The organism is Acanthopleuribacter pedis, assembly GCF_017377855.1.
GTDB classification, from domain to species: Bacteria; Acidobacteriota; Holophagae; order Acanthopleuribacterales; family Acanthopleuribacteraceae; genus Acanthopleuribacter; species Acanthopleuribacter pedis.
The window spans coordinates 52,114-72,708 of the sequence record NZ_JAFREP010000013.1 but is presented as its reverse complement, the minus strand read 5'-3'; the positions used below and the strand labels follow the sequence as shown (position 1 = coordinate 72,708).

Sequence of the window (20,595 nt, the reverse complement as noted above, 5' to 3'; positions counted from 1 at the left end):
GTTTGGTGAACCCATCGCGCCCCGCTTGCGCGAGGTGGGTTTGGTGGTGACGCGGTTGCGGCGATTCGGGAGGATCAAATGAAATCCATCGATCACTGGTTGGAAGAATATGGGGAAAGCCACCAAAATCCAACCAACAAAACCATTCACTGGGTCTGCGTGCCCCTGATTGTGTTTAGCTTGGCCGGCCTGTTGTGGTCCATACCACACGGTTACTTCGCGGGCATTTTACCCGCCGCCCTCGATCCTTTTTTTAACTGGGCTACCCTGTTCCTGCTTTTCGCGCTCGGTTACTACTTCGTTCTGTCGAAAACCATCTTTTTGGGGTTTATCCCCGTGATTGTCGTCGTGCTCGGCGGTAATTTCGCCATTATGCAAGCGGGGTTGCCGTTGTTCTGGGTATCGCTGGCGATTTTCGTCGCTGCCTGGATCGGCCAGTTTATCGGCCACCAAATTGAAGGCAAAAAACCGTCCTTTTTCCAAGATCTGCAATTCCTGCTCATCGGCCCGGCCTGGCTGATGCACTTCGTCTACCGCCGCGTCGGCATCGCTTATTAAACACGCGGCCGGCTTTGCCTTCGGGCTGTCGCGCTTTTGCGGCGGCCTTTTGCAGCCGGGCGATTAAAACAAACCCACCAGCAGCGCGTAGCGGCCGCCCTTGCCGATCAATACCAGCAGGGTGAACAACCAAAACGGGGTACGCAGGAAACCGGCAACCACCGTCAGTGGATCACCGATAATCGGCGCCCAGGCCAACATCAGCGACCACAGGCCATAGCGGTTGTAGTGTCGGGTGGCGCGTTCCAACGCTTGCTGCTTCACCGGGAACCAACGCCGATCTTGGAAATGAAGCAAATAACGGCCGAGTAGCCAGTTGATGCAGGCGCCCAGCACGTTGCCGAAGGTCGCCACCGCTACCAAGAGCGCGGGATGGAACCGGCCGCTTACGTGCAAACCGACCAGCACCATTTCCGACTGGGCCGGCAGCAGCGTCGCCGCCACCAACGAGGCCGTGTACAAACCCAATAGCTCCCAGCCCCAGCTGAGCCAAATGCCCGCCGCGCAAAGGGCCGGAAACAACAAAACCGCCCAGGCAAGGGGCCGGGCGGCTGTTGGTTTGGGATCAGGTGGTCGATGCTTGGCGGCGCTCAAAGGTTAAAACTGTTGTCCTCGGGTTCCTCGACCATCAAGCTGAGGTTTTCCAGCACTTTCTCGATGATGTCTCTGTCGGAGCGAATGAATTCCAAACCAAAACGCACGCGGTTGTTTTCCACCAAACTCCAGCAAATACGGCCCGTAAAGGTGAACGCGCTGTTGTCGATGGTCACGCCGCCGTCGATCACGTCCAACTCCTCCATCAATACCCAGGTATCAAACGGGACCAGCAGGCAGGCGCCGCCTTTGCTGATGTTGCCGACTTCCGTGGCCGGACGTTCATCACCCAAAACGAGGTAGCCGTCACCGTCACAGGGGATCCGGGGTGCATTGCGCTGATTTTGGTACATGGTGCTCTTCCTCTAACCGTTAAGCATTGGGTTCCTTTTTGGTGTCGGCATCCTCGGCCTTCTCCGCTTCGCCCTTATCTCCATCTTCGGCGTCGGCGGATTTTTCTTCAGGCTTTTCCGCGCCGTTCGCCGATTCCGCCTTGTCCGCGTTCGCGTCCCCGTCCGTCTCGGTTTTGGCCTCGGCTTCCCCGTCGGCTGGATCGGTGGAGGCCTCGGGCACCGCTTCTTTTTCTTCTACCGGCTTCTCTTCCGCCTCTTCGCGCATCTGTTGTTCCAGTGCCTCAATGCGCTGCTCACGCTCGACGATTTCCGCTTCAAGCTGACCCAGGTCGTCAAAAAAGTCCTGAAAGGTTGTTTTGTCGATTTCCTCGTCCAGCGCGCCCGATTTGACCGATTCGTAAAAAAAGCGACCCAGTTCTTTGTGTTTGTTGTTGATGCGACGGCGGATGGAGCCGATTTCGGCGCGTAATGTGTTGATTTTAAGAAGTTTCTCAGCCTTGCGCGAGACCTTTTCGGCCTTGCGCGAGACCTTGACTGACAGGTCCTTCGTCATTTCCCATATGCGATCAACGAGCGGGCGTTCTTGTTCCGCCATGTGTGGGTACCTCCGCAATCTTGAACCAATAATCGGACTTCACCAGAAAGCCGGCACGGCCGGATGACGCAAACCCAACGCGACCTTCAAGGGTGAAGGGATCGGTTTGTTAGGCTGACGCTAGCTAAGCTGCATTTCTCACCCGAAGTTCTGCATAAAGCGGTGAAATCGCTGCGATGACTTCGCTTTCTCGGGTTCACCGTTGGGCAGCCTCGACGTGGCGTCGCCACACCGAAGGGCCGGCCCCCCGCGTTTACCCTTGGTCGGAACCTTTGTCCTCGCAACGATTTCACCGCTTCGCGACGCATTCTGGTGAGAAATGCAGCTTGAGCCCGCAATTATAACGTTTTACATCAAGGGGCGAAATGAAAAAGGCGTCGGTTTTGACCCGCCAAGGCGCCGGCCGCGCCTGACGAAATGCGGCATTTGCCCTGTTTTCCGATCACCCGTCCGTTCGGTTTCGCTTTCCCGCTCGGACATTATCCGGCCATGGGCCGCCCCGGCGGGGAGCCAATTTGAGTGACTGTTTTCCCCATCGTCCGTGAAATTCGCGGCGTTGAACCGGGAGGCAAGGCCCCTTCCACCAACTCTTTCGCCAAAAATCATCCACACCCCGCCTCCTTTTTCGGTAGTATGGGGATCATCAATCAAACCGCGCGTGCCGGCCCCGCGTTTCGGCGTCGAGGGCACCTCGCCTTGCCCGGCAAGGTCGTTCTACCTCAATTTGGTTTTTGCCGCGGTTAGACAAAATGGGCGCGTCGATCCACGCGTTTTTCCAGATCCACAGGAGTTTCCCCCATGCCCGAAAATCAAAGCTTTCGTCAGGATTACCCTCAGCTCGATCCACCCGTCCGCACCCTCATGGGTCCCGGCCCCAGCGACATTCATCCGCGTGTCTTGCAAGCCATGGCCGCACCCACCATCGGTCACCTCGACCCCGCCTTTATCCAAATGATGGACCAAATCCAAGGCTTGTTGCAGCAGCTTTTCCAAACCAAAAACGCGCTCACCTTCCCCGTGTCCGGCACCGGTTCCGCCGGCATGGAGTGCTGTATGGTGAATGTGATCGAACCCGGCGACCGCGTGGTCATCGCCCAAAACGGCGTGTTCGGCGGCCGGATGGCCGATATTGCCGACCGACTCGGTGCCGATGTGGTAAAGATCCAAGTTCCTTTCGGTCAAAAGTTCGAGCCCGAGGCGATTCGCGAGGCCGTGGCCGGCAAACCCACCAAACTGGTGGGCGTCGTGCACGCGGAAACCTCCACCGGCGTGTGTCAATCGCTGCCCGAAATTGCTGAAATCGCCCACGAGGTCGACGCGCTTTTACTGGCCGATTGTGTGACCTCGCTCGGCGGGACCCCGGTCAAGCTCGACGAATGGGGCGTGGACCTGGCCTACTCCGGCACCCAAAAATGTTTGAGTTGCCCGCCGGGACTGGCGCCGGTCAGTTTTTCCGAGCGCGCCGTGCAGGCTCTCAAAAATCGCAAGTCCAAGGTGGTTTCCTGGTACCTCGACGTCTCGATGCTGCTCAATTACTGGGGTGGCGAACGCGCCTACCACCACACCGCACCGATTAATATGTTGTACGGCCTGCGCGAGGCGTTGCTGATCGTGTTGGAGGAAGGGCTCGACGCCGTATTCGCCCGCCACCAACACCACGGCGAGATGCTCGTCGCCGGCGTGGAAGCGATGGGCCTGTCGATGTTGGTCCCCGCCGACTACCGCCTGCCCCAACTCAATACCGTGGTTATCCCCGACGGCGTCGACGACGCCGCCGTGCGTCGCGCCTTGTTGAACGACTACAACATCGAAATCGGCGGTGGTTTGGGTGACTTAAAAGGCAAAGTTTGGCGTGTCGGCTTGATGGGCCACGCATCGCGTCGTGAAAATGTGGTCACGTTCTTGGCCGCGTTGGAATCGATTCTGGTGCAACAAGGTGCCGCGATTCAGCCCGGCGCCGGCCTCGCCGCCGCCGCGAAGGTCGGTGCATGAGTCTCGAACCCGCGTTGCGGCGGCAACTGGTCGCCCTCTTGGGGGCGGATTGGGTGCGTGACGATCAGGTCACGCGCTTCAGTTACCGCTGCGACGGCTTAACCCTCCATCCCAGCTTACCGGCCGGGGTGGTTTTTCCCGGCGACCACGATCAGGTTGTCGGTGTGGTTAAGTTGCTGCACGCCGCCGGGGTTTCCTTTCTTCCGCGCGGTGCCGGAACCGGACTTTCCGGCGGCGCCGTGCCCACCACCGGCGCGGTTATTATTGAGTTGGTTCGCCTCAACCGCATCGGGCCGGTTAACGAAATCGACCGCACCATTGAGGTCGGTCCCGGCGTGGTGAATATTCAGGTTTCCCATGCCGCCCGAGCCCACGGCCTCTATTTTGTGCCCGATCCCAGCTCGCAAAAAGCCTGTTCTGTCGGTGGCAATGTCGCCGAAAATTCCGGCGGGCCGCACACCCTCAAATACGGTGTCACCGTAAACCACATTCTCGCCTTGGACGTGGTGTTGCCCGACGGTTCGGCACACCGCGTTGGCGGCGAAAGTTGGGCTTCGCCCGGCGCCGACCTGCTCGCGCTCCTGATCGGTAGCGAGGGCACCCTGTGCATCGTCACCAACATAATCTGTCGCCTGACGCCGCTGCCGCCCGCGGTGCAAACCCTGTTGGCCGTGTTCAACGATGTGCAACAGGCCTGCGAGGCCGTTTCAGCGATCATCCGCGCCGGCATCGTGCCCGCCGCGCTGGAGATGATCGACAACACCGTCATTCGCGCCATCGAACAAACCATCTCGGCCGGTTTCCCTACCGATGCCGAGGCCGTGCTGATTATTGAACTGGAAGATATCGAAGCGGGGATTACCGACGAGCTGGCCGCGGTTCGCCGTATCTTGGGCCAGGTCGGTACCCACGAGATCCGCGTGGCCGAGGACGAGGCGGCGCGCGCCCGTATCTGGCGCGCGCGCAAGGAAGCCTTCGGCGCCATCGGTGCTTTGTCCCCCAGTTTCTACACCCAGGACGGTGTGATCCCCCGTGGTGCTTTGCCGCGCGTGCTGGCGCGCGTCAACCAAATCGGCCGCGACCACGGGTTAACCATTGCCAACGTCTTCCACGCCGGGGACGGCAACCTGCACCCGCTCATCCTTTACGACGCCCACGATCCCGACCAAGTCGCCGCCACCCACGAGGTCGGCCGCCGCATCCTCGAACTCTGTTTGGCCGAGGGCGGTACCTTGTCCGGGGAGCACGGCATCGGCCTGGAGAAAAACAGCCTCATGGATCGTGTTTACTCATCGACCACGCTCGATCATATGGCCGAGGTACGTGCCGTTTTTAACCCGAACGCTCGCCTCAACCCCGGCAAAATGTTGCCGGAACCGGGCAAATGCGGCGATATCAAAAGCGTCGCCGCCTTGCGCGCCAAAAGCGGGATCCAAGTATGAGTGACGCCCGGGTTTTCGCACCCGCCGATACGGGGTCGCTTTTGGCTTGGTTGCGCGCGGGTTACGCGGCCAAACGGCCCTTTTGGATTGCCGGCCAAGGGGATCCCCATCCCGATCCCGCCGCGTTGCAACTCGATTTGTCCGCCTTCAACCAAACCTTGTTTTTTGATCCCGACGACATGGTCGTCGGTGTCGGCGTCGGCAAAAAACACCTTGCCCTTCAGAAAGAACTCGCTGCCGAGGGCATGGGTCTTCCCGTCAATCCCTGGTTCGACGACGACACCGTGGGGTCCCTGGTCGCCAAAAACCGTTTCGGCCCCGAGCGTTTGTATCGCGGCGGGGTGCGCGATTGGGTGATCGGCATGACCTACGCCACGGTCGACGGCCGTTTGATTGAGGTTGGCGGCCGCGTCGTTAAAAATGTGACCGGGTACGATTTAGCCCGCTTTATGGTCGGCAACCGCGGCGAGTTGGCCGTCTTGCTCTCGGTAAATTTCAAACTCATGCCCTTGCCCCACCAGCCGGAAGCCTTACTTTTTCGCGGACCCGCCGAAGCCTGGCCGCGGGCGGTGGCGGCCCTGATCAAGGCGCACATCCCGCTGGATTGGGCGCAAGTTCGCCTCGCCGCCGGTACCGTCCGGCTCGGGGTCGGCATTTCCGGCGGCACAGCCAGACGGCGCAGCCTGAAGGTTTCTTTGGAAGAAACCACCGGCGCGGCTTGGTCAGCCCCGGAACAGTCTCCCGATGAATCCCTGTTTCACCGGCTGGCCGATGGTCCCGCGCTCGCCGGACTCACCGGCGCGGCGCCTGTTCACGCATACGGCCGCCTGGCCACTTCCGTGCTTCTGCAACAGGAAAACTACCGCCAAGATTGCCAGGTGATTCATCCCATCGGTGCCGATATTCACCGCTTTGTCGCCAACCCAAGCGTCCTGTCCGCCAATGAACCCGAGGCCGGGGTGTCTTGGGTTTTGGAGCAAGCGCCCCCCGATTGCGCAATCCGACGGCTGCCGGCGAAGACGCCCGAGGCCGTGCTTCACCAAAAGCTCAAAGCATCTTTTGACCCATGTGGTTGCCTGCCGAGCCACTTTCACGGTGGTTAACCCCGCTTTTTGCAAGCGGCTGGGGATCTCGGTCACATGTGCGGTTTTCGCCGCGCTCTTTCGCGCGGCCCGGCTTTCCTCCGCGCCGTTTAGAAACTAAGATGATAGCGACCGCTTCCCTGGACTTGGTGGTCACAGCGTGGCGGCGCTAGGAGGGCGACATGAAGGTTTTTCGGATCGGGTTTTTGGCGGTGTTCCTGTTGCCGCTTTCCGCTTGGCAGGGCGATGAAACCCAGACGTTGTTCCTCCGCGACGGCAGTCAGATCAAAATCAAAGGCGACTACCAGGTGAGCGAACACGGGGTGAGTTTTACCCGTGACGACGGTCGCGAGATGATGTTGCCGCACAGCGCGGTGGACCTGGAACAATCGCAAAAGGTCAGCATCGACATCGGTAAATTGCAGGCCAAGGCACTCGAACTCACCGATCCGGGCAGCGCCGGCATTCGCGCCCAAGAAAAGTTCAAATCGACCGGTTCGGCCATAAATGATGAAATCAGCGCCCATCGCGAGAAAGGCAACCTCAAAGAATCGATGGAAGAGATCAACCAAATGATTGATCGCACGCCCGGCCGTCACCAAACGGGGCGGCAGAAAATAAAGGGCAAAGAAGGCAACATCATCGACATGCTCGAGGCGCGTGATATGTTCATTTTGCCCTCGGACAGTTGGTACCCCGATTTTGGTCGTGATTTTCAATACCGCCTCGACCGCGCCAAAAACCGGGTCGCTTGGCTGGGATCATTTGTGATCTACGGGTTCGTGGGGATTGGGATTGTGACCCTGTTGCGCAACCTCTGGCTTTTGGTGTTGGCCTACCAATTAACCGACTACCACGTGCTGACGGGGGTTTTTCCAGGCCTTGTGTTGCTGTTGGAATTCATCTCGTTCCGCAATTCGTTGTTGATGGGGTTGGGCCACATGCTGATCGCGGATATGCTTTTTGGCATCGCCGTGTTTCTCAACTGTCTGGGGCAGCGCCGTTACTACTTGCCCGCCATTGCCGCGCCCTACCTGCTGGGTATGGCCTGGGGCGGCACCATCCTGTATTTCGCGTTCGCGGGCTAATGCGGGCTATGGCGGGCTAAACGCAAAAAAGCGGCCCCCGGGGGAGCCGCTTTCCATGTTGGTCACTGAAGCGAATTAAGGTTCGAAAATGTCCAGGGTAACCGTGGCGGTGGAGCCGCCAGGCAGGGTGTAAGTGAATTGGAACTGGCCGGTTACCGGAGCAGAAGCAAAGTAGTGGAAGTTGCCGTCGTGGTAGGTCAGCATTCCGGGGATGGCCGAAGTGTGCTCGGGCGCCGTGTTGCGGTCGTGCTCGAAGTACACGTCGTTGGCGAAGGTGTTCAGGGTGAGGCTGGTGCCGATGGGGAAGCGGTAATAGTCGTCACGGGCGATGTTCTCGGTGGGGCCGTCAACGGTGATGGTCAACACGCCGGGAACCTCAATGGAACCGTCGGTTACCCAGTAGTTAACCGTGTAGGTACCGGGACGGAACACTTGGAAACCAAAGGTTTGGTTGTCGTCGTTGAGCCAGATGTTGAGGTAATCGCTTTGGTCGACGGTAAAGCGAGACACGGTGAGTTCGTCGCCGTCGGGGTCGATGTCGTTGGCCAAAACGTTGTACGGGTTGATGACGCGCTCGAGGGGAACATGGGCGGTTTCGTTTTGAACAACCGGTGCCTCGTTGTCGCCTACGATGTGAAGGGTCACCGTGGTAGTTGACTCAAGCACGCCGTCGCTGATGGTGTAGGAGAACTGGGTGGTGCCGCGCTCTTCGGGGCCGGCGGTGAACAGAGCGTAACCGCGGTGATCCGTTACCAGGGAGCCAATGCTGGGTTGGGTGGCACGGTCGAGGTACAGGGGGTTGTTGTTGGGATCGTAATCGTTTCCAACAACATGCAGCGGGGTCATTTGACCGGCTTGAACCTCGTATTCGTCGGGAACGGCAACCGGGGCCGCCGAGCTGATGGAGGTCAAGCGGATGTAACCCTCGGAGGTAGCGCCGTGTTCGTCGGTGACGCGGTAGCGGATGTTGTAACGACCGGAGTAGTTGGGGTGCGGCGCGTACCAGAAGCTGCCGTCTTCCTGCATGACCATGATGCCGGTGCTGGGGCCGCCGAGCAGTTCGGCGGTGAGTTGGTCGCCTTCCATGTCCAGGTCGTTGGCCAGGACGCCGGGCGCGGGAACTTCCAGGCGACGGGTGTTCAGCGTGCTGTAGTAGTCGTCAATCGCGAGGGGCGCTTTGTTGCCCTCGGTAACCTCAACCGTGACGACCGCGTAACTTTCGTTGCCGTTCACGGCGCGGAGACCGTAAACGAAGGTGATGGGGCCCGCGGCGTCCGGGGCCGGGGTGAAGGTGAAACCACCGTCCGCGTCAACCACGACCGTACCAATCGTGGGTTCAATCGCGAGATGGGCGGTGAAGTTTTGGCTGCTGTCGAACTCATCGTTGACGAGCAAGCCGGGAGCGGGAACGGAGAGGATGTTATCCCAAGAAGTCGTGTATTCGTCGTTGTGTGCGGTGAACGGATTTTCTTGGGCTGAGACCAATTGGCCTGCGGCCAAAAACAACAGCGCGATAAAAAGTGATCGCATTTTCATAACTACTGGTACTCCAGGTGTATAAGATTGAGTCTTTGGGTGAAGCGCGCCTGACTCAGAGGCTCGAATGGTCCCGTGGCTCATTCACTTTTGGCGGGCAACGAACCCGCCGGTGGGACCGAATGCATGGAAAAGACGACGGAAACACTCATTCAATGCCGGATAATTCGGTGTGATGAGGGTCACAATGTCGTCCTTTACACTTCTATACCTTTTCGGTGAAAAAGTCCGCCATTTTTTTTCGAAAAAATTGTGAATTGATGTGTTTTCGCCGTCGAACCTATGTACGTGCAAGGGGTTGCGCGATTGCTTCCAACACGGACCCGTCGATTTACGTTAAGATGCAGGAAAAAGCACTGCAGGTTCCCATGACCGAACCCATCTCCGACTTCTACCGCGACTTTCCCTTTGACGACATTCTCAAGTGCGTGCATTGCGGCTTGTGTTTGGACGCCTGTCCCACCTACCGGGCGCTCGGCGTCGAACAGGATTCGCCGCGTGGACGCTTGTACCTGATGCGCGCCATGTGGGAAGGGGAGCTGGCGCCGGACGCCGCCGTGGCCGAACCGCTTAACCGCTGTCTCGATTGTCGGGCCTGTGAAACCGCCTGTCCCTCGGGGGTGCCTTACGGTTCCTTGCTGGAGAAAACCCGCGCCGCCATGCGGCGTGAGGTGAAACCGAACTTTTGGCAGCGTAGCTTGCGCGATTGGCCGTTGCGTCATTTGGTCGCGGCCGACCGCCGTCTGTTGCTGATGAGCAAAGCCACGCGTTTGGCCGACCGGTTGGGCCTGTTGCGGGCAAAATGGCTGCGTGGGCTGATGCCGGGATTCGTCAGACGCGCCCTGGACGTCATGCCCCAATTCGACGGGGTTTCTTTTAAACACCAAAACGCCGACCGAATTTTTGCGCCGTTGGTTATCCGCAATCCACTGCAACGAGTGGCGTTGTTCACCGGCTGTGTGATGGACACGGCCGAGACCGAGGTTCACAAGGCAACCCTAATGCTGTTGCGCGCCGCCGGTTACGAGGTGGTGGTTCCGCGCGCGCAAACCTGTTGCGGTGCACTGACGGTACACGCCGGCATTCGCGACAAACCGCGGCAATGGGCGCTACGCAATGCCGCCGCTTTCGCCGACAAAGCCCTGCATGCCGTGATTGTGAATTCCGCCGGTTGTGGTGCCCAACTGAAAGAGTACAGCGCTTTGTTTGAGGATCGCGATGCGCCGGGCTGCGATCTGGACTGGCATGCCTTTGAAGACAAAATCCGTGATGTGACCGCGTTTCTGGCCGAATCCGAACTGGTCAATTGCAACGAATGGCGGCGCGAGCCCGTGACCGCGCTGGTAGATCATCCCTGTCATTTGATGCACGCCCAAAGGGACCACCAAGGCGTGGTTTCGCTGCTGAGCAGGCTTCCCGGCGTCACCCTCATCGAACCGTCCCAGGCCGGTTACTGCTGTGGCGCGGCCGGCATTTTCAACCTTCAACAGGGCGAGGTGGCCGACCAAGTCTTGGCCGCAAAACTCGACGATCTGGAACGAAGCCTCAAATCCCAGGGCGGCCGTGCCGTCTTGCTAACCGGAAATCCCGGCTGTTTGTTCCAGCTTCGTCACGGCGCCGCCCAACGCGGGTTGCCGCTTGAGGTACAGCATCCCGCCGTGTTTCTTGCCACGCGATTGTTCGCCCCCTGACCCTTTGTGACGCCCTTCACCGCTCTTTTTCCCGTTCATATTATTGAATGGGAACGCCGGTTATCCTCGATTAAGGGGGGTGGCTGTCCTTTGGAGGAACCATGGATTGTCCAAAATGTGGTTTTACGACCGAAAATGGTGCGCTTGACTGCCCCGCCTGCGGCGTGGTGTTCAGCAAACTCGCGGGCCGCGGCGAACGCCCCAAGGCCGCGCCGGTCACCCGGGAAAATCATGACTGGGATGCTTACGATCCGGCCTTGCATTATGTGGTTGGCCAACACGACCATTTGTTTATCCAACAACACGCCCGCCATTGGTGGGAAATCCTCCTCAATTGGGAGCAGACCAACACCTACCATATTCAAGCCCCCGGGAGCCGCCAAATCGGCTATATCGAGGAACTTAACGTCAGCTTCATGCGCACCTTGTCGCGGCTGTTCCTCGGCTCGCACCGCCCACTGGATGTGGCCGTGGTCACCGGCAACACGCAAGTTCTCGAATTGCGCCGTGCCTTCTTCTTTTTCTTTTCCCATCTCAAGGTCATGACGCCGCGCGGTACGGAGCTGGGCGAAGTCCAGCGTCGGCTCGGTATTCTCAACCGACGCTACGACCTGATCGACGAACACGGTCATGTGTTTGCGATTATTCGCAGCCCTTTGCTGCGCATTTGGACCTTCCACATTTACGACGCCGAGGACCGCAAGGTCGGCATGATCTCGAAAAAATGGGGCGGCCTGCTCAAGGAAGCCTTCACCGACGCCGACAATTTCCTGATCGATTTTGGCGAAACGAACTGGACGCCGGCCCAACGGGCGGTGATTTTCGCAACCGCGATTAGCATCGATTTCGACTTTTTCGAAAACAACCACCAATCTTAGCCGACGGCTACCGGTTTCTAATGCCATGACAAGGGGTTACGGGAACAAGGCCCTTTTTTTTAACCGCCGGCCCAACGCCGCTGCGGGGGCGTGGTGCCGCTGCCTGGGATGAGGATGAACAAGGTGCAGGTTGTTTGAAGGCAGGTATATATAAAATTATGCAGTAACTTGCTTTTGTGTGATCGATATATAGTTTCGAAGATTGTCACGTTTTAGTATGTGTTTCTTTGTTTTCGCGTAGGTGTTACAATTCGTCTTAAAAATTGACCTTCACAAAAATGCTGAACGAGCAAGAGCCGCATCTTCCGGGTGGTTTTCGATGACAAAGAAACCTTCAAATGATTTGAACCCCAAGCTTTATCCTTACCAGCAAACCTACCGTGTGAAGGCCGTCTTATCAGATGAAGCCGCCGTGAATCGCAGCTTCCTGGCCGAGGAACCCTGCATCGGAAAAAAATGTGTGCTCAAGTGGATGGTCGGCGATTTTCCCGAGAACCTTTCTGAAGCTTATCCCGTGCTTGATCTTTTCCACAAATCCTTGCCCGCGATTTTTACGATTTTGCCTCAGGAAGGTGCGCACATTATCGTTCGGGAATATATCCCGGCCGACCGGTTGGATGCCTGTATTGAATCTGAGCCGTTACCCGCGGATCGCGGCATTGAGGTGGCTTATCAAATCGCCGAGAGTTTGGCTTATCTCCACGAAAACGGCATTGCCCACGGTGCCCTTTCTTCACGCAAGGTTTTGCTACCTAAAGATCATCAGGTCAAGCTGCTCGGCTTCGGTAGGGCCGGCTTGGACCAAACCTGCCTGGACGCGGATATCTATGATTTCGGCTTGTTGTTCTGGACGATGTTGGTAGGGAAAAAACGAACCGCTCAAACCGCGCCGGGTTTCCACCATCAGGCCATTTTGAAGGACAGCGACAACCTTCCTCGAGAAGTGCAGCGCCTGCTCAAAAACATCTTCACCACGGACGAGGATAAACGCTTGCGGGCGTTTCCCAAGATCGTTGCCAAGCTAAAAGAACTTTCCTTTTCTCAGTATGTTACTAAGTACGGCATGGCCGGCGGCGGTGTCGCCGGTTCCGCCAAGGTTTTGGAGGAGAACCGCACTTTTTCCGGGCGCCTGACCCGAGACGAAATCAACAACATGCTGCGGTTGGGGCATCAAGAAGTACTGAATGAAGATGACGCCAAAGGCGCGCATGAGCAGCCTACCCAACGAATGGGTTCCGATACACTTTCCATTGACAATGGTTTCCCCAAAGAAATTCGAACCGAGAGACTCAGTCATGGCCAGCTAAGGGACATATTAAACCCCGGCGATGTGGGAACCGAGCGATTATCCGGTGCCCAGGTTCAAGGAATACTAACAGGTGAAGCGCCGGAGGAAGAAATCAAAAAATCAAAGGGGAATACCTGGATTATTCCCAAAAATATCCTGGGAAAGATACTTAAGTGAACGTGGGGGAAGGCTATAAGTGATCCTTGGATCAGATCCAAAATGACAGGGTGTGGTTGAGGAAACTTAGTTAAAGGTAGAGGCCGGCAGCGGTGCGCAATTTTGCCGGCCTTTGTTAATGAGAAGCGTGCACCAATCCTCGGCGGCTAATCGCGCCGCGTCGGCTTTCCCCGTTTTTCCTCATGACCGGGTTTGGCCGACCCCCGCGCCAAACCTGTTCTCAACCACGCGATTCCTGTATGCTAAGCGGCATTGAAAAGAACCACAGGAGCGTGATCGTGTTTGAAAGATGGATCAAAGCGGGTACCGTGTTTCTGCTTGCCTTGGCGTGTTTGGCCTGCGGGAGCAAAATCAATGCTGAGAACTTCGCCAAGGTGAAGAAAGGCATGACGATGGAAGAAACCATCGCCATCCTCGGTGAGCCGACCGACCTCAAACAAGGGGACTTGGGTGTGATTTCCGGGGCCAACGCGGTATGGCGCGACGGCGAACGGTCCGTGGCGATTAATTTTGTGAACGACAAGGTGATGACCAAAAGTTTTGACGAGCAGGGGGGCGGGGAGTAACCACCGTTTTTTGCTTCACCCGCATTTCTCACATGGAATTTTGCTACGAAGCCGAATTCCATGTGAGAAATGCGGGTTAACTGAACGGATCAAACCGTTTTCACCCAAATGAATAAGGAAGGACAATGTCTGCATTGAACTCGATTTTTAGTCCTGCACTCTTTAAAGACAAAAATGTATTGGTGACCGGGGGGGGCTCCGGTCTCGGCCTGCGCGCCGCCCGTGAATTTGCCGCCTTGGGCGCGACCGTATTTATCTGTGGCCGGACCCAGGAGAAGCTGGACCGCGCCGTTAAAGCCATTCATGGCGAAGGGGGCCGCGTCGAAAGTGTCGTTTGTGATATCCGCGACCGCGACGCCGTCGTCGAATTGATGCAAACGGTTTCGGATCAAGCCGGTAAGCTCGACATCCTCATCAACAATGCCGGCGGTCAGTTTCCAGCCCCGGCGGAAACCATCAGCGCCAAGGGCTGGCAGGCGGTCATCGATACCAACCTGACCGGTACCTTTAACGTCATGCAGGCCGCGTTTAACAAACACTTTCGCAAAAAAGGCGGTGCCGTTGTGAACGTGATTGCCGACATGTGGCAGGGTTTCCCGATGATGGCTCATACCGGCGCCGCGCGCGCCGCCGTTGATAACCTCACCAAAACTTTGGCCAATGAATGGGGTCGCCACGGGGTGCGCGTCAATGCCGTTGCACCCGGCATCATTCGCACCTCGGGTTTGGAGACCTACGATCCCGCGGTGCGGCCGATGATTGAGGAAGCGGGTAAACAGAACCAGGCCGCGCGCATGGGGACCGAGGCCGAGGTTGCCGCGGCCCTGGTGTTCTTGGCATCACCGGCGGCGGCCTACATCACCGGTGCCACCCTGCGCATCGATGGGGGCCAGTCGATTTTTCATCCGCTGTATCCGCCCAACGGCGAGCGTGTTTGGCCCGCCTTCGACGACGAAAACGAGAAACCATAAAAAAAGGCCGCGTCCCTTAGGACGCGGCCTTTTGCCTTTTAGGTTGGTCGGGGTTCGCGTGGTTTAGCGGCCGCCGCGACCGCCGCCGCCGGGACCACCATTGCCGCCGCCGCCGGGACGACCACCACCGTCATTGCCGTCGCCGCCGCCGGGACGACCACCGCCGTCATTGCCGTCGCCGCCGTCACCGCCGGCATCGGCCATACGGAAGACATTGCGTTGCAGCTCGGCCGCAACCGTGCTGTTACGGCGGATGATGTCTGACAAGCGGGTGCGTTCCACTTCATCGCGTTCACGATCATTGAGGATGCGGGCGTACCAATAGCGGTCGCCGTCGCGCAGCGCCTCAAACTGATCGCGCAGGATGGTTGCGATCAGTTCGCCCACCATTGCCCCCGGCAGATGGTCCTCGGACAGACCGCCGATCCAGAGGTCGATCTGGTCCACGTTCTCGTAGGCCGTCGCCAAGCGGTTTTGGACCACCGCGTCGCTGGAGATATCGGCAAAGTTCCGCGCCGGCGGCAGACCCATGCCGATACGGGCCGCGTTGTAGGAAGGCAGGCCGTGGTCACGACCCCGTTGCAGGTTCAAGCTGGCGAGGTCGAAACCACCGGAACCGGGGGGGCCGAACAAAAAGTTGCGCACGTCGTCGATGATGAAGGGATCGATGTTTTGGCAGGCCTGGGCGGCCAAACCGCGCATGATGGGTTCAATACCGCCTTCCTCGGTCAAGCGGCTGGGGTTAAAGAAGGCGTTGCGCAGCGGCAAATGGCCCTCGGCGACCGGGGTACCGTCGGCGTTGAGGCGCAGGATGGTCGCGTTTAAAGCACTGTGGCCAAAACGGTAAGCGGCCGTGCTGAAACTGTTGGCAATCGCCGCGTTGACGTTTTCACGGTAACCCTGGTAGCGACGGGGACCGTGTTCGCCCAGCAGGGTCGGCAAAAATTCGCGATAGGTGATGACCTGCATCTGGGCGCCGACGATTTGCCGTGCCTTTTGGTAGATTTGCTCGCCGTCCCATTCGGGATTGCGGGCCGCGAATTGTTCCGCCAAGCGGTTGTGTTCGCGCACAAACAAGGTGTGCATCGCCGCCAAACCCGCTTGTTCGTTGGCGCGCACGTCGCCGGCCAGGAACAGGGCCGGGTTGGCGCCGCCCGCGTTTTCGATGCCGTCCGTGTTAAAGGGTAACAGGTTGCCCGCGCTGGTTTTTAACTTGCCGGTGCCGTCGTTGGTGCGCAACGCGTGGGCCCGTTCCTCATCGGAACCGTACACGTTGGAGGCATCGATCCACGCCGTGATTTCATTGACTTGTTGGCGCGGATTCTCGGCTGTTTCGCCCGTGGTTTTGTCGTAGAGGGAACGGTTAAACGACATTTCGGCCGTACCGCTCGCGGTGGGATCGAAAAACGGATCGCCGCTGGGGATCGCAATCGGTTCGGGTTCGGGTGGGTTGGTGCCGTCCGTCAAATCGATGTCGTGATCCAAAAATTGGCCCCACTGCCACAAAAAGTCGGTGGCGCCGACCCGGTTGGGGATGCCGGCGGTTTGGGAACAAACCGCGTTGCTGACGGCACGAACGTTGGGTCGATTCTCGCCCGCCATTTTGGCGATGCCGTCGCTGTACGCCGCGGGCATCAGCCGGAACAGATGAATCCCGGCCGCGCCCATCAGCGGCATGGTGCGGTTGTTGCCGCTGCCGTCGTAGGCGCGGAAGGATTCGGCGGGGCGCAGGCCGGTGCCCGGTTCGGGACGGGCGCCGCGTTCGATTTGGCGAACGGGGGAGACGCGGTTGCCGTCGCCGCGGCGGTCACCACGGGGACCGTCTTGGGCCAGTACGGGGCTCAACGCGGAGAGGCTGAGGCCGACGCAGGAACAGGCCGTCAGCAGAGAGGTTTTCCAATTCATGACAGACTCCTTTGAGAGAGGGTCTCCTAAAAGGCCCACGTGGGCGGAGGGATATCGCGAGGTCGTCGCGGCAGGGATCCGCGACAACACCGGGGAGGACATCCGTCCACGGGGCGTCATTCAGGAAACAAAAAAATGATTGCAAGCATGGCGCGAACCCGTCGGGGAGAATGAAGACAGCCTCGGCATCGCGGGAGAGAGATGCCGAAGGCGAACGGGTCGCGCGCATTAATGGGTGGCCGGCGGCCACATGAGGTTGGTGGACATGCCCACCTTTCTTCGCGGAAAGGCGGGTTCGCAGCCGTTCGTTTTCGAAAAACCAAGGCGGGTTGCTCGGCATTGAATAACGGCCGAACCATCGCGTCTTAAATGAAAAGCATTAAACTTGAAGCAACAAACGACAAACGATGGACGGCTGACCCAACACGTTCGGTGTGAAAGGTCGCGCGGCTCTTTTACCTAAGAGGCGCTATAAGAGCGAGGGGGTTGGGCTAAAGATCTGGAGCGAAATGGCATGGGAAAAGCGGACCGGGGTCGCGCACGACGCGCACCCGCTGGGTGCGGTGAGCATTTTCACAGGCCGTTGTAGCCCAGAGGTTTAGTCTAAACCACCGCGAGTTATCGCGTTTCTTAGGTTTTATTAAATGAAGGGTTGATCGCCGTGTTGGTTCCTGAAGCCCGCGATCAGACAAGCCAAATGTGACATGACAATGTGTGGGAAATGTGGAGAGTGCGGAGGTCGCCGAGGTGGAAAAAACCAGGCGTGACAAGGGCTACGGAGCGTCAAAATGACTGCTGATTCGCTGTAAGATCCAACCAAAAAGCTGCTCGAAGGCAGTATCCATCGCTTCTTACACGCTGTAACAAAACGTAACAAAAGGCTGAACCCCGCACTTTTTGCCGGTTCGCGCCGGCCGGGAATCCGGCTGGATGGGTTCCCGTTACCACCGATACGTCTCGGCTTGGTTTCGGCTGTCTTAGCCAAATTCAAAGATCGACCCTTGGAAAGGTGGCGAGAATCCCATCCTGTGCCGATAATGAAAGCGGGACTGCCGTTTGGCGGCCTCCCGATCAATGGGCGAAGGTTTGGCGATGGAACCCGATATCGAACGGATGCGTCGGATACACGGCGTTTACAAGGAAGCACTGGCGTTGCCCGCCCATGCCCGTGCACCCTTCCTCGATACCCATCGTGCCAAAGACGCCGAGCTTGCCACCGCTGTTGAGGCGCTGTTGGAAAGCGCCGAGCAGGTCGAAACCAATTCGCGTGAGGTGCTGGGTGCCCCGAAACCCCAAACCCAAATCGGGCCTTACCGGTTGCTTGAGGAAATCGGCCAAGGCGGCGTGGGTATTGTGTATTTGGCCGAGCGTTGTGACGAAACACCCATGAACGTTGCCGTCAAACTGCTGAAGCGCGGCATGGACAGCGATCATGTGCTCAAGCGTTTTTTCAAAGAGCGCCAAATTCTGGCGGCACTGAACCATCCCCACATCGCGCAACTCTTTGACGCGGGCAGCACGGACGACGGCCTGCCTTATTTTGTGATGGAATACGTCGACGGCCAACCCATCGACCAATACTGCGCCAACCACCAACTCTCGTTGGTGGAACGGCTGCGGTGTTTTTTGCAGGTGTGCGAGGCCGTGCGGTTTGCGCACCAGAACCTCGTGATTCACCGCGACCTTAAACCCGCCAACATTTTGGTGACCGCCGAGGGTTTGCCCAAAATGCTCGATTTTGGGATCTCCGGCTTGCTCGATCCCACCACCGGTACCCCGCGCACCGCCACCATCCTCAATGAACGCATGCTGACCGTGGAATACGCGGCCCCGGAACAACTGCGCGGCGAGCCCCTGGGCACCCCCTGTGACATTTACTCCCTCGGTGTGATCCTCTACCAATTAATAACCGGCAGCCGCCCCCACCATTTTCATGGGCGCGATCCTTTTTTTGCGGCGCGCCAGATCAGTGCAAGTCCGCCGGATCGACCCTCGGCCCGTATCCGTTCCCGCGTCATGGACAACACGCTGAACAACGCGGGGCAGCAGGCGCCCGTGACCGAACCGGTCCATCGCGATATCGACAACATTGTCCTTAAAGCCCTGGCTGCCGAACCCAATCAGCGCTACCGTTCGGTCGACCAACTGATGCACGATATCCACCGTTACTTCAAGGGGCTGCCCGTGATCGCGCGTCGCGCCGGGTTTGCCTATGTTTTGGGCAAGTACCTGCGGCGCAACCGCTGGACCATCCTTTTTGCCACCGTCTTTTTTGCCATGATTGGCAGCGCCGCCGTTTATACCGATCACATGCAGCGCGAGGCTCAGCGAGAACGGGATACCGCGGATCAGGCCCTTCGGTTCCTCGCCGATATTTTTGCGGTGAACGATCCCGACCAATCCAAGGGGGAAACCATCACCGCCAAGGATTTGCTGGAACAGAGTACCCGTCAAATTGACGGCGACGACGGAACCAATCCCGCGGTGCGCTCGCGCTTGATGCTGTCGATGGGCCGCGCCTATCACGGGCTCGGCCTCTTTGACGAGGCGATCCCGCATTTCGAAAAAGCGCTGACCGACGCGCGGCTGAGTTACGGCTCCAACAGCCGTCAAGTCGGCGCTATTTTGGTTGAGTTGGCGCGGACCCAACATTGGCGGGCCAACCCGGAAACCGTGAAACCCTTACTCGAGGAAGCCTTGGCTGTTCGGCGCGCCTTTCACGATGAATCCGACCCCGCGGTTCAAGAGGTGGTGTTCCACCTTGGCAAAAACGCAATCGCGGCCGGTGATGTTCAGGCCGCTTCCCACTGGTTCGCCCTGTTGTCTGAAGGCGGCGGTGCCGAAAGACGCGCGGAACAGCAATATGCGGCGGCGGTTCTCAGCGCACTGGGTGGTAATGACGAAGCCGCCGAAACCGGTTGGCTGGCAACCCTCAAAGCCTTGCACGGTCGTTACAACCATCCACTCAACGGCTTGCTCAATCAGGACTTGGCGCGGCTTTACTTGAGCCAGGGCCGTTTGGACAGCGCCCAAATCCATCTGGACCACGCCCTGAATATCAGCCGTCGTTTGTTCAGTCCGCACCATCCCATTCAGGCCGAAAACCTTTGCGGTCACGCCGAATTGGCGTTGGCGCGCGAAGACTATGAAGCCGTTGCGCGCCATCGGGCGCGCATTGTCCAAATTTGGGAGCGCAGTCTCTCCCAAGACCATTACCTGTTTTCACGCGTGTTTCTAATTGAGGCCGTCGCGGCGTTAGCGCAAGGGGAGACCACCCAGGCGGAAAACGCGTACCGACAAGCCGTGAGCGTGCTCATGAAACACTTCGGTTCGCACCATGTCGCCACCGCGCGGGCCCAACTGGGCTTGGCCGAAGTATTTTATGAAACCGACCGGCTCCCGGAGGCGGCGGCCTCGGCGAGCGCCGGGCTAAAAATCTATCGGGAGCATTACGGCGAGCAGCATGGGGCGACGCGGGCGGCAACCCATTTGGCGGCTTGTATCGCATTAAAGATGGGTGAAAACCCGGAGGGGAATCGGCGCGTGATTCAGGAAACCCGTGCCGGCCTTGCCGAGATCTACGCGGGCGAGGCCTGGCAAAAACGTTTGGATCAACGGGAACGTGGGTTGTCGGCAGGAGCGGCCGGGGATCCCTAACCCGCATTTCTCACAAGGATTCGTCGCGAGAAGCTGAAAGCCTTGTGAGTACGAAGATTACGACCGAGAGACGGCACAGGGGTCCGACCATTCGGCGTAGCAGCTGAGGCGAAGACGGCTCGACCGAGTAAGGCGGATGGCCGCCCCGCGATGGCCGCCCCGCGGAAGGCCGCCCCCTTGTAATCACATGGGTTGCCCCGTAGCAGAATTCCTTGTGAGAAA

The 20,595-nt window shown here is 58.6% G+C and carries 16 protein-coding genes; 11 read left to right on the top strand and 5 right to left on the bottom strand.

Annotated features, from left to right (window positions below; genetic code table 11):
- Positions 1 to 78: 78 nt before the first annotated feature.
- Complete coding sequence (locus tag J3U88_RS13965; protein ID WP_207859479.1) at positions 79 to 558, top strand: Mpo1 family 2-hydroxy fatty acid dioxygenase; 480 nt, start codon at positions 79 to 81, stop codon at positions 556 to 558.
- 63 nt (positions 559 to 621) lie between these two features.
- On the opposite strand, the gene J3U88_RS13960 is transcribed toward J3U88_RS13965, so the two are convergent.
- The 3 genes from J3U88_RS13960 to J3U88_RS13950 all read right to left on the bottom strand — a co-directional run bounded on the left by J3U88_RS13960 (position 622) and on the right by J3U88_RS13950 (position 2,100).
- On the bottom strand, positions 622 to 1,080 hold the full coding sequence (locus J3U88_RS13960) for a YqaA family protein (RefSeq protein WP_243435945.1): 459 nt from the start codon (positions 1,078 to 1,080) through the stop codon (positions 622 to 624).
- A gap of 68 nt (positions 1,081 to 1,148) precedes the next feature.
- The gene (locus tag J3U88_RS13955; protein ID WP_207859478.1) at positions 1,149 to 1,505 is read right to left on the bottom strand and encodes a PilZ domain-containing protein; all 357 of its coding nucleotides are present in this window, start codon (positions 1,503 to 1,505) and stop codon (positions 1,149 to 1,151) included.
- Between the two features lie 19 nt (positions 1,506 to 1,524).
- On the bottom strand, positions 1,525 to 2,100 hold the full coding sequence (locus J3U88_RS13950) for a hypothetical protein (protein ID WP_207859477.1): 576 nt from the start codon (positions 2,098 to 2,100) through the stop codon (positions 1,525 to 1,527).
- A gap of 798 nt (positions 2,101 to 2,898) precedes the next feature.
- Here J3U88_RS13950 and J3U88_RS13945 point away from each other — a divergent pair.
- From J3U88_RS13945 to J3U88_RS13930, 4 genes are all read left to right on the top strand, one after another.
- Entirely contained in the window at positions 2,899 to 4,092 is a 1,194-nt protein-coding gene (locus tag J3U88_RS13945) for a pyridoxal-phosphate-dependent aminotransferase family protein (protein WP_207859476.1), read from the top strand.
- Complete coding sequence (locus J3U88_RS13940) at positions 4,089 to 5,534, top strand: FAD-binding oxidoreductase (protein WP_207859475.1); 1,446 nt, start codon at positions 4,089 to 4,091, stop codon at positions 5,532 to 5,534. Before J3U88_RS13945 ends, J3U88_RS13940 begins: the two co-directional genes overlap by 4 nt.
- Positions 5,531 to 6,637 carry an FAD-binding oxidoreductase gene (locus tag J3U88_RS13935; protein ID WP_207859474.1) on the top strand — a complete coding sequence of 369 codons (1,107 nt, stop codon included), beginning with the start codon at positions 5,531 to 5,533 and terminating at the stop codon, positions 6,635 to 6,637. Before J3U88_RS13940 ends, J3U88_RS13935 begins: the two co-directional genes overlap by 4 nt.
- Before the next feature lie 161 nt (positions 6,638 to 6,798).
- Positions 6,799 to 7,704 carry a hypothetical protein gene (locus J3U88_RS13930; protein WP_207859473.1) on the top strand — a complete coding sequence of 302 codons (906 nt, stop codon included), beginning with the start codon at positions 6,799 to 6,801 and terminating at the stop codon, positions 7,702 to 7,704.
- Positions 7,705 to 7,779: 75 nt separating this feature from the next.
- On the opposite strand, the gene J3U88_RS13925 is transcribed toward J3U88_RS13930, so the two are convergent.
- On the bottom strand, positions 7,780 to 9,240 hold the full coding sequence (locus J3U88_RS13925; RefSeq protein ID WP_207859472.1) for an Ig-like domain-containing protein: 1,461 nt from the start codon (positions 9,238 to 9,240) through the stop codon (positions 7,780 to 7,782).
- A gap of 368 nt (positions 9,241 to 9,608) precedes the next feature.
- On the opposite strand from J3U88_RS13925, the gene J3U88_RS13920 reads away from it, so the two are divergent.
- The 5 genes from J3U88_RS13920 (at position 9,609) to J3U88_RS13900 (ending at position 14,811) form a co-directional block, all read left to right on the top strand.
- On the top strand, positions 9,609 to 10,931 hold the full coding sequence (locus tag J3U88_RS13920; RefSeq protein WP_207859471.1) for a (Fe-S)-binding protein: 1,323 nt from the start codon (positions 9,609 to 9,611) through the stop codon (positions 10,929 to 10,931).
- Positions 10,932 to 11,032: 101 nt separating this feature from the next.
- Positions 11,033 to 11,809 (top strand): phospholipid scramblase-related protein, encoded by a 777-nt coding sequence (locus tag J3U88_RS13915; RefSeq protein ID WP_207859470.1) that lies wholly within the window; start codon positions 11,033 to 11,035, stop codon positions 11,807 to 11,809.
- Positions 11,810 to 12,128: 319 nt separating this feature from the next.
- Positions 12,129 to 13,274 carry a protein kinase gene (locus J3U88_RS13910; protein ID WP_207859469.1) on the top strand — a complete coding sequence of 382 codons (1,146 nt, stop codon included), beginning with the start codon at positions 12,129 to 12,131 and terminating at the stop codon, positions 13,272 to 13,274.
- A 278-nt stretch (positions 13,275 to 13,552) separates the two neighbouring features.
- Entirely contained in the window at positions 13,553 to 13,840 is a 288-nt protein-coding gene (locus tag J3U88_RS13905) for a DUF3862 domain-containing protein (protein WP_207859468.1), read from the top strand.
- A 125-nt stretch (positions 13,841 to 13,965) separates the two neighbouring features.
- A complete protein-coding gene (locus J3U88_RS13900) occupies positions 13,966 to 14,811 on the top strand; it encodes an SDR family oxidoreductase (RefSeq protein WP_207859467.1) in 846 nt (281 codons plus the stop codon).
- Positions 14,812 to 14,874: 63 nt separating this feature from the next.
- Here J3U88_RS13900 and J3U88_RS13895 read toward each other — a convergent pair whose 3' ends face one another.
- Positions 14,875 to 16,716 (bottom strand): peroxidase family protein, encoded by a 1,842-nt coding sequence (locus tag J3U88_RS13895; RefSeq protein ID WP_207859466.1) that lies wholly within the window; start codon positions 16,714 to 16,716, stop codon positions 14,875 to 14,877.
- Between the two features lie 1,092 nt (positions 16,717 to 17,808).
- On the opposite strand from J3U88_RS13895, the gene J3U88_RS13890 reads away from it, so the two are divergent.
- Positions 17,809 to 20,373: a serine/threonine-protein kinase gene (locus J3U88_RS13890; protein WP_207859465.1), complete on the top strand. Its 2,565-nt coding sequence runs from the start codon at positions 17,809 to 17,811 to the stop codon at positions 20,371 to 20,373.
- Positions 20,374 to 20,595 lie beyond the last annotated feature (222 nt).

What these genes read in the sequence shown, in the direction of transcription:
- J3U88_RS13965 (WP_207859479.1), top strand. Translation starts at nt 79, where the DNA reads ATGAAATCCATCGATCACTGGTTGGAAGAATATGGGGAAAGCCACCAA.
- J3U88_RS13955 (WP_207859478.1), bottom strand. Translation starts at nt 1,505, where the DNA reads ATGTACCAAAATCAGCGCAATGCACCCCGGATCCCCTGTGACGGTGAC.
- J3U88_RS13950 (WP_207859477.1), bottom strand. Translation starts at nt 2,100, where the DNA reads ATGGCGGAACAAGAACGCCCGCTCGTTGATCGCATATGGGAAATGACG.
- J3U88_RS13945 (WP_207859476.1), top strand. Translation starts at nt 2,899, where the DNA reads ATGCCCGAAAATCAAAGCTTTCGTCAGGATTACCCTCAGCTCGATCCA.
- J3U88_RS13940 (WP_207859475.1), top strand. Translation starts at nt 4,089, where the DNA reads ATGAGTCTCGAACCCGCGTTGCGGCGGCAACTGGTCGCCCTCTTGGGG.
- J3U88_RS13935 (WP_207859474.1), top strand. Translation starts at nt 5,531, where the DNA reads ATGAGTGACGCCCGGGTTTTCGCACCCGCCGATACGGGGTCGCTTTTG.
- J3U88_RS13930 (WP_207859473.1), top strand. Translation starts at nt 6,799, where the DNA reads ATGAAGGTTTTTCGGATCGGGTTTTTGGCGGTGTTCCTGTTGCCGCTT.
- J3U88_RS13925 (WP_207859472.1), bottom strand. Translation starts at nt 9,240, where the DNA reads ATGAAAATGCGATCACTTTTTATCGCGCTGTTGTTTTTGGCCGCAGGC.
- J3U88_RS13920 (WP_207859471.1), top strand. Translation starts at nt 9,609, where the DNA reads ATGACCGAACCCATCTCCGACTTCTACCGCGACTTTCCCTTTGACGAC.
- J3U88_RS13915 (WP_207859470.1), top strand. Translation starts at nt 11,033, where the DNA reads ATGGATTGTCCAAAATGTGGTTTTACGACCGAAAATGGTGCGCTTGAC.
- J3U88_RS13910 (WP_207859469.1), top strand. Translation starts at nt 12,129, where the DNA reads ATGACAAAGAAACCTTCAAATGATTTGAACCCCAAGCTTTATCCTTAC.
- J3U88_RS13900 (WP_207859467.1), top strand. Translation starts at nt 13,966, where the DNA reads ATGTCTGCATTGAACTCGATTTTTAGTCCTGCACTCTTTAAAGACAAA.
- J3U88_RS13895 (WP_207859466.1), bottom strand. Translation starts at nt 16,716, where the DNA reads ATGAATTGGAAAACCTCTCTGCTGACGGCCTGTTCCTGCGTCGGCCTC.
- J3U88_RS13890 (WP_207859465.1), top strand. Translation starts at nt 17,809, where the DNA reads ATGGAACCCGATATCGAACGGATGCGTCGGATACACGGCGTTTACAAG.